Origin of the sequence: Bradyrhizobium uaiense, from assembly GCF_010811875.1 — a bacterium.
Lineage (GTDB): Bacteria > Pseudomonadota > Alphaproteobacteria > Rhizobiales > Xanthobacteraceae > Bradyrhizobium > Bradyrhizobium uaiense.
Window position 1 is genome coordinate 26,476 of sequence record NZ_VKHP01000080.1, and the last position, 7,789, is coordinate 34,264.

Sequence of the window (7,789 nt, forward strand, 5' to 3'; positions counted from 1 at the left end):
CCAATGCAATCGTTCGAATCCAGCGGCGTCTTGACGGCGTTTGAGAAAACCGGACATGGCGCACCGATCGTGCTGCTGCATGGCGGTGAGGCCGATCATTCGATGTTCGACGGCCTTGCGCCCGCGTTGGCGGCTGATTTCACCGTGATCGCTTACGATCAGCGCGATTCCGGCGGCACCAGAAATCCGCCGTCATCCTATTCGCTGGCCGATCTGGCAGATGATGCCGCGGCTTTGATCGGAGGGCTCGGCTACGATCGTGCCCATGTTTTCGGAACCTCTCTGGGCGGGCAGATCGCGCAGGTGCTGGCGGCACGGCACCCCGGCCGCATCGATCGCCTGATCCTGAGCAGCACCTGGAAGGTCAACAGAAGCCCGCTGGACGTCAATGCGGATGTCTTCCGCACGCTCGCTTCCTACCGCGCGGACACCATCGCCAACGCACCGAAGATTGCTGAGTTCTTCTTTCCGCCGGATTACCTGCGCGTGCGACCCGAACTGATCGACATCTTCCGTGGCTCCAGCCGCGACGAGGGCCAGAAGGCGCGACGCGGCGCCTTGCTCGCGCAGCCCGTCGGCGCCGATCTCGCAGGCTTCGATCGCCCGACGCTGCTGCTGGCCGGCGCTGACGACCGGCTAATCCCGAATGCCGAGACATTCGCGCTCGCCCGCGATCTCACGAACGTCGAGATGAAGACCATCGCGGGTGTCGGCCATGTCGCGTCGATCCAGGCGCCCGAGCGGGTGGCCGAGGCGGTGACGGCATTTCTGAGTTCAAAAAAGAAGGCGGCTTGACCACAACAGGGGGAGACCATGGCTGAGCAGGCGAATGCGGTGCCGTTCGACGAAGCGCCGGTGACGACGCGCTATTGGCTATCGATCATCATCTTCGCCGTCAGCGGCGTGGTCGATTTCTTCGATTTCTTTGTGGTCGGATTTCTGGTCTCGGTGCTGGCGCCGAAGTGGCACCTGACGTTCGGGCAAACCTCGATCATGCTGATGAGCGCCGGCATCGGGGCAATGCTGGGCGCATTCGTTGCGGGGGTCCTTGCAGATCGTCTGGGGCGCAAGCCGTTGGCGGTTGCGGGCGTCCTGCTTTGCGGCCTGACCTCGGGCGCGATCGCGTTCATTCCGGAAGATGGCTGGGTTGCGTTTGCGGTTCTGCGCTTCTTCGTGGGCTTCGGCCTTGCCGCGGGCGCGGCGGCGGCGGTTCCCGCCACCGTCGAGTTCGCACCAACCCGTCATCGCACGCTGGTCACGAGCCTCGTGGTCGTTCCGGTCGCCTTCGGTGTGCTTTCGGCATCGGTCACGGCGAGCTTCCTGCTGCCGCTGGTCGGCTGGCGCGGACTGGCCGCGGTCGGGTTCCTGCCGATCATCCTCGGCGTTCTGACCATGATCATCATGCCGGAATCGCCGCGCTGGCTCATCAGCAAGGGCCGCGTGCGCGAGGCGCAGGCGAGCATCCGGAAACTCTACCGGGTCGGCGGCGACGAGTTCACCTTGCCCACGCTGCCGCCGGCGAACACGGCGACGTTTGCCGATCTCTTTGCTGAGCAACGGCGCTTCTGGCTGACGGTTCTGATCTGGTTCGGCGCCAGCACGGCAAACTACGGTGTGTTCCTGTGGGGACCGACCATCGTGGCGCTGCTGCTTGGTGTCGCGCCGCAGGAGGCGGCGAAGATGTTCATTTACGTCAGCCTCGCTGGGGTCCTTGGGCGGACAGGGTTTGCGTTCCTCGCGAATCGGATCGGCCGCAAGCCCTGCGGCCAGTTGATGGGCTATGGCACCGCGGTTTCGCTGGCGCTGGCTGCCTACTTCCACAACGACTTTGCCGGCTCGGTGCCGCTATTCCTGGTCTTCCTGATCGTCGGCGCCGTGTTCTTCGACGGCGGATTCTCGAACATCGGTCCCTATCCCGCCGAAATCTTTCCGGTTCAGCTGTCGGGACGCGCCGTCGGCCTTGCCCAGCTCTCGAACGGGGTCGGCAAGATCGTAGGTCCCCTGTGCCTCGCCATGATCGCCGGTGCTGACAATCTCGTGCATCCAAGCGCGACCGCCGCGGCGGTGATGCCGGCGTTCTGCTTTCTTGCCGGTGCAGGCCTGCTGATCGGGCTCGCCTTTACGTTCCTCGGCGTTGAACCGCACGGACGCCCGGTGGCCTTGTTTGGCGAGAATGCAGGCGCCGCACCAAAATCGTTGGCCGCGAAAACGGCAACCTGAGACGACGGAAGGTCAACCCATGGACAATGCACTCGACACGATCGCGACGGCGGCACCGTTCAACACCGAAAAGCTCGATCGGCTGATGGATGAGGCGGGGCTCGACATCCTGATCGTCACCTCGCGTCACAACACGCAGTACCTGCTTGGTGGGTATCGCTTCTTCTTTTTCGACGTCATGGAGGCGATCGGCACCAGCCGCTATCTGCCGGTATTCGTCTATCAGAAAGGACATCCGGAAAATTCCGCCTACATCGGCAACCGCATGGAAAAATTCGAGCATGAACTCGGACGGATATGGACACCGACCGTCAAGGCGGAAGCGTGGGGAACGATCGATGCGATCGGGCTTGCGATCGATCATGTGAGAAAACTGGGCGGCACAGCCAGGCGTATCGGCATCGAGGCAGGCTTCCTGCCCGCCGATGCCAGGGATCATCTGTTCGCCGGGTTTGATAATGTTGAGTTCCGCGAGGCTCATTTCACACTCGAGCGCCTACGTGCGGTAAAGTCTCCCGCTGAACTCGACCTCATCCGGGAAGCGTCCGAACGGGTCGTCGATGCGATGATGGCGACGTTCAAGGCCTGCGCTCCAGGGATGACCAAGAATGACATCGTCGCTCGTCTGCGCCGCGAGGAGCAGGAACGCGATCTCGTCTTCGAATATTGCCTGATTGCGGCTGGCAGGAGCCATAACCGGGCGCCGTCGAACCAGCTTCTCGGAGAGGGCGACGTGATCTCGATCGATTCCGGAGGAAACTACCGGGGCTATATCGGCGACCTCAGTCGCATGGGCATCTTGGGTGAGCCCGACAGCGAGCTGCGCGAGTTGCTTCAGGAGATCGAGGACGTCCAGCAGGTGGCCCGGCGCGCGATCCGGCCGGGCGCCTTGGGTGGCGACATCATTGCCGCGGGCGAGGCTGCCGTGAAAACGTCTCCGCATCGCGCCGTGCTCGACTTCACTGCACACGGCATCGGGCTTGTCAGTCACGAAGCGCCGCGCCTGACCGCGACCGGCCCGGTGCCTTACGCGCCGTATGATGCGGATCGGCCGCTCGAATGTGGAATGGTGATCTCGATCGAAACGGCGCTGCTGCATCCGGCGCGCGGCTACATCAAGCTGGAGGACACGCTGATCGTTTCCGAAGCGGGTTGGGAAGCGCCCGGAGATCATGGCCGGGAATGGAATTCGTCGCGTCTCACTGCGTGATGTGGTCGGCGTCAGGCGCGCCATTTTTGGCTGGGCCGCCGATTCAGCCCGTGTGACAAAATTCGGAATATTAGAAATCTATCCCTGAGTTGCCCGACATGTCAAGTCGCCCGGTCTACGCCGGCCGCCGTCGGCTCCTTTGCATGGGGTTGTTTTCGATATTTTTGGCAGCTCCCCCTGGCGCGCTCGACCGGGCGATTGATCCGGCGGTCTTTGCTTCACGCGAGCCTCCGGTCATGCGATGCTCCGGGCCGGATGCAGCGGCCGGCTCCGTGCCGTCTGCTCGCCGGGTCGGCGCCGACGATGGGCAGGTGCAACCGATATGGATTGCCTCCCCATCGACAAAAGCGACCCGATGACCGCTGCCGCCAACGCGCTCCGCGACTACGCCCAAAGCATCCTGACCGCCCGTGTCTACGACGTGGCCGTCGAGACCCCGCTCGATCCGATGCCGCGGCTGTCGGAACGCTTGTCGCGCAGCGTGTTGCTGAAGCGGGAAGACTTTCAGCCGATCTTCTCGTTCAAGCTTCGCGGCGCCTACAACAAGATCGTCAGGCTGCCGGACGCGCAGCGAAGGTCGGGCGTCATCTGCGCATCGGCGGGCAATCACGCGCAGGGTGTGGCGCTGTCGGCGCGCAAGCTCGGTATTCCCGCGACGATCGTGATGCCGCGGACCACGCCCGCCATCAAGGTCGAGGCGGTCCGGCGTCTCGGCGGCGACGTCGTGCTGCATGGCGACACCTTCGATGACGCACAAACCAAGGCCAGGGAGATCGAGGTCGCTCGCGGACTGACCTTCGTGCATCCGTTCGACGATCCCGATGTGATTGCCGGCCAGGGCACCGTCGGGATGGAAATCCTGCGCCAGCATCCCGATCCGATCGAGGCGATCTTCGTGCCGATCGGTGGGGGCGGGCTGGCGGCCGGCGTGGCCGCCTTCGTGAAATTCCTGAATCCCTCGATCAAGGTCATCGGTGTGGAGCCGGCAGACGCCGCTTCGATGGCGGCGGCGCTCGCCAAGGGGAGCGTCGTCGCGCTGGATCAGGTCGGGCTGTTCGCCGACGGCGTCGCTGTCCGCAAGGTCGGAACCGAGACGTTCCGCCTCTGCCGCGACCTGCTCGACGAGGTCGTTACCGTGGACACCGACGCCATGTGCGCGGCCATCAAGGATATCTTCGACGATGTGCGATCGGTCGCCGAACCTTCCGGCGCGTTGGCGCTCGCCGGCCTCAAGGCCTACGCCGAGCGCGGCGCGCTGAGCGACGGCAGCCTGATTGCCGTCAACAGCGGGGCCAATCTGAATTTCGACAGGCTGCGCACCATCGCCGACCGTGCCGAGGTCGGCGAGCATCGCGAGGCGCTGCTCGCCGTGACCGTGCCGGAGAAGCCCGGCAGCTATCGGCACTTCATCCGCATTCTCGGCTCGCGGGCCATCACGGAATTCAACTACCGCTTCGCCGAGACCACCGCGCCGGCGCAGCTCTTCGTCGGCATCGCGCTGAGCCGCGGCGAGGCCGAGAAGCGCGAAGTCATGGAGCTGCTTCGACGCGAAGGCTATCCGATCCTGGACCTGAGCGACAACGAGATGGCCAAGGACCATGTGCGCTACATGGTGGGTGGCCGCGCGCCGTTGCTCAAGGATGAAGTGATCTATCGCTTCGAGTTTCCGGAGCGTCCCGGCGCGTTGCTGAAATTCCTCGAGAGCCTGGCGCCCGACTGGAACGTTTCGCTGTTCCACTACCGAAATCACGGTGCCGACTACGGGCGCATCCTGGCAGGTATCGAAGTCAAGCCTCAGGAGCGCGCCCGGTTCGTTCAGGCGCTGGATGCACTTGGCTATCCCTACTGGAACGAGAGCGAAAATCCAGCCTATCGCCTGTTCCTCTCTGCCGAGAAGAGGTGAAGCGCGGAGCGGATTCCGGATCAGCGATCCGCAGTCAATTGCCGGCGATAGTGTTCGGCGTCCCAGTTCAGCAACGCGTGCTCATTCTCGGCCGTCAGATAGTTGATCCGTGCGGCCAGAGGCAACCGGCAGGTGACCAGCGCAAGACAGCTCAGCATGGCTTCCGCGCCGTCGCTCGCATCCGCCCGGATCAGGCTGCCGGCGCCCGGGACGAGGAGCGCGACCGGCGGCGGCAATCCGTCCCGACCGGCCTGCGCGATCAGGACGTTCAGGTTCTCGCGATGCTCGAGGACCGGCAGGCCCGGACCAAGAAAGACGACATGATCAGGATAAAGCGAGCCGCTGGTCGCGATCGCGCGGCTGTAGCGGTCGGTGGCGATGTCGTGACCGCGAGGATCCCGCGGCAGGCGATAGTGCGTGCCTGCGCAGATCGTTTGGAGCACGTCGGAATCTGCGGTAGGTGCGCCACGCTGTTCCAGTGCGAGGCGTTGCTCGACGTCGGCGACCAGAGCTTCCGCCGCGTCGCAGGTGGCGGCGCCGACCACCAGGCCGTGATTGCCGAGGATCAGGACGTCGACCGCATCATGTGCGATCGCCTCGCTGACTGCGCGCGCGAGCGGCAGCCCCGGGTGGTGGTAGTCGAGATAACGCCAGGCCAGTCCGTCCAGTCGCCGGGCAAACTCGTCGCGGGCATCGGTGCGCACCGCCCAGGCGATGGTGTTGACGGAATGGACATGCAGCACGATCCGGTGCGGCATCAGCGCATGAAGCGAGGTCTCGATCGAGGCACGCAGCGTCGTCTTGGCGTTCGGAGCGAACGGTACGCGTTCGTCGCCCTGCGTCAGCGCCGCGCGCGCGGCCGACAGCGCGACCGGCACGAAGATCTCCTTGTCCTCGGCATCGGCGAGCCAGGTGCCTGACGCCTTCACCCACAGCACGTCGCCATCCTTGACCGACGAATTGCCGCCGGCGCCTTGCACCAGCAGGATGTTCCTGCCGACGCGGGCCGACATGCGGCACAGCTCGTTCAGAATCTGAGGCCGTTGCATCGGGCTGTTCTCACCAAATCAGATGATCCATCGTCCAGTGCGGCATCCGCGCCGCTGTGCCGGCCGCGGCCTTGATCGCCTGCGGCAGATCGCTTGCCTGCGCAAGCGTCGCACGGTGCGCGCCGGAGCCGATCAGCAGGGTCAGCATCCCGGCGGCGCGTCCACCGGCGATATCGTGATCGAGGGAGTCGCCGATGACGAGGATCCGTGCCGGCGGCGGGTGTCCCAATTGATCGCGCGCGGCAGCAAACATCGGTGGATACGGCTTGCCGACGAACAGCACGGTGCCGCCGAGCGATTGATAGAATGCGGCGAGTGCACCGGGTGCGGGGATCAGCCCCGCGACGCCGAACATCACGAGGTCCGGGTTGGCGCACAGCATCGGCAGTTGCCGTGCGGCAGCCGCCGTCAGCAGCGTACGCCAGCGCTCCGGCTCGGCCGTATCATCGTCGAGCCCGCCGAGCAGGATGAAATCAGCCTCGTACACGGTCGAAGCGACCGTCAGGCCGGTGTCGTCGACGATCGAGCGATCACCGTCGCGCGAGATCAGGAAGCAGGCACGTCCGAGTTCGGCAAACGGCGCCTGCTCGCGCGCGTGCAGCCCGCGCCAGGTGACCTCACCCGAGGACAACACGCCGTCATAGGCTTCCGGCGGTAGGCCCAGCGCCGCGAGGCGCCGCTGGTTGCTGCCGGCGCGCTTGCCGGAATTGGACAGGATCAGGATGCGCTTGCCGGCCTCGCGCAGCCGCGCCACGCAATTCAGCGCCGCGGGGAACACGGCCAGCCCCTCATGCAACGTGCCCCATTGGTCGAGCAGCACATGGTCGAAGCGGTCGGCGATGGCGTGAAGGCCGGCGATCGCGGTCGCATCGGCCTTCATGGCGGGCCTCCGTTCAGTGCGAGCAGCGCGGCGCCGTAGCTTGCTTCGGTCTGCTCGGCGACCGAGACAGGGACACCGAGCACGCGGTGCCTGATTTTGGTCCATGCATCGTTCTTCGCGCCACCGCCGATCCCGATGACGCGGCGCAGGTGCGGTGCGCCGAGTCGCGCCAGCTGCCGGTAGGCGAGGGCTTCCACCGAAGCGATGCCTTCGAGCAGGCCCTGGAAGAAGCGGCAGTCTTCCGCCGGGCGCGGCGTGATCCGCGCTGTGAGCGCCGGATCGGCGATCGGGAAGCGCTCACCGGTCTTTGGCAGCGGATAGTAGTCGAGCCCGGTCGGTGCATCCGGCGTCATCTGCGGTGTCAGCCGTTCCATCTCGTCGGCGGTGAAATGCAGCAGAAGCGCAGCGCCGCCGGAGTTCGAGGCGCCGCCGGCAAGCCAGCGTTCGCCGATCCGGCGCTCACAGCGCGGATCACGCCGCGCCCGGCGGAAGACTGCCGCTTCTTCCAGGGCCAGCGCTTCCCGATC

7 protein-coding genes are annotated in these 7,789 nt (G+C 65.3%); 4 read left to right on the forward strand and 3 right to left on the reverse strand.

Features of this window, described 5'->3' with window-relative positions; translation table 11 throughout:
* The first annotated feature begins 3 nt into the window (after positions 1-3).
* The 4 genes from FNJ47_RS20160 to ilvA all read left to right on the forward strand — a co-directional run bounded on the left by FNJ47_RS20160 (position 4) and on the right by ilvA (position 5,333).
* A complete protein-coding gene (locus tag FNJ47_RS20160) occupies positions 4-795 on the forward strand; it encodes an alpha/beta fold hydrolase (RefSeq protein WP_163156140.1) in 792 nt (263 codons plus the stop codon).
* 18 nt (positions 796-813) lie between these two features.
* Positions 814-2,220: an MFS transporter gene (locus FNJ47_RS20165; protein ID WP_163156142.1), complete on the forward strand. Its 1,407-nt coding sequence runs from the start codon at positions 814-816 to the stop codon at positions 2,218-2,220.
* A 19-nt stretch (positions 2,221-2,239) separates the two neighbouring features.
* Entirely contained in the window at positions 2,240-3,430 is a 1,191-nt protein-coding gene (locus FNJ47_RS20170; RefSeq protein ID WP_163156144.1) for a M24 family metallopeptidase, read from the forward strand.
* A 355-nt stretch (positions 3,431-3,785) separates the two neighbouring features.
* Positions 3,786-5,333 carry a threonine ammonia-lyase, biosynthetic gene (gene ilvA / locus FNJ47_RS20175; RefSeq protein ID WP_163156146.1) on the forward strand — a complete coding sequence of 516 codons (1,548 nt, stop codon included), beginning with the start codon at positions 3,786-3,788 and terminating at the stop codon, positions 5,331-5,333.
* A gap of 20 nt (positions 5,334-5,353) precedes the next feature.
* Here the strand turns inward: ilvA and FNJ47_RS20180 are convergent, their stop codons facing one another.
* From FNJ47_RS20180 to FNJ47_RS20190, 3 genes are all read right to left on the reverse strand, one after another.
* Entirely contained in the window at positions 5,354-6,382 is a 1,029-nt protein-coding gene (locus FNJ47_RS20180; protein WP_163156148.1) for a class II aldolase/adducin family protein, read from the reverse strand.
* Positions 6,383-6,392: 10 nt separating this feature from the next.
* Positions 6,393-7,262 (reverse strand): TIGR01459 family HAD-type hydrolase, encoded by an 870-nt coding sequence (locus FNJ47_RS20185; protein ID WP_163156150.1) that lies wholly within the window; start codon positions 7,260-7,262, stop codon positions 6,393-6,395.
* A partial coding sequence (locus FNJ47_RS20190) for an FGGY-family carbohydrate kinase (protein ID WP_249778684.1) occupies positions 7,259-7,789 on the reverse strand: 531 nt, incomplete at its 5' end. The genes FNJ47_RS20185 and FNJ47_RS20190, both read right to left, overlap by 4 nt.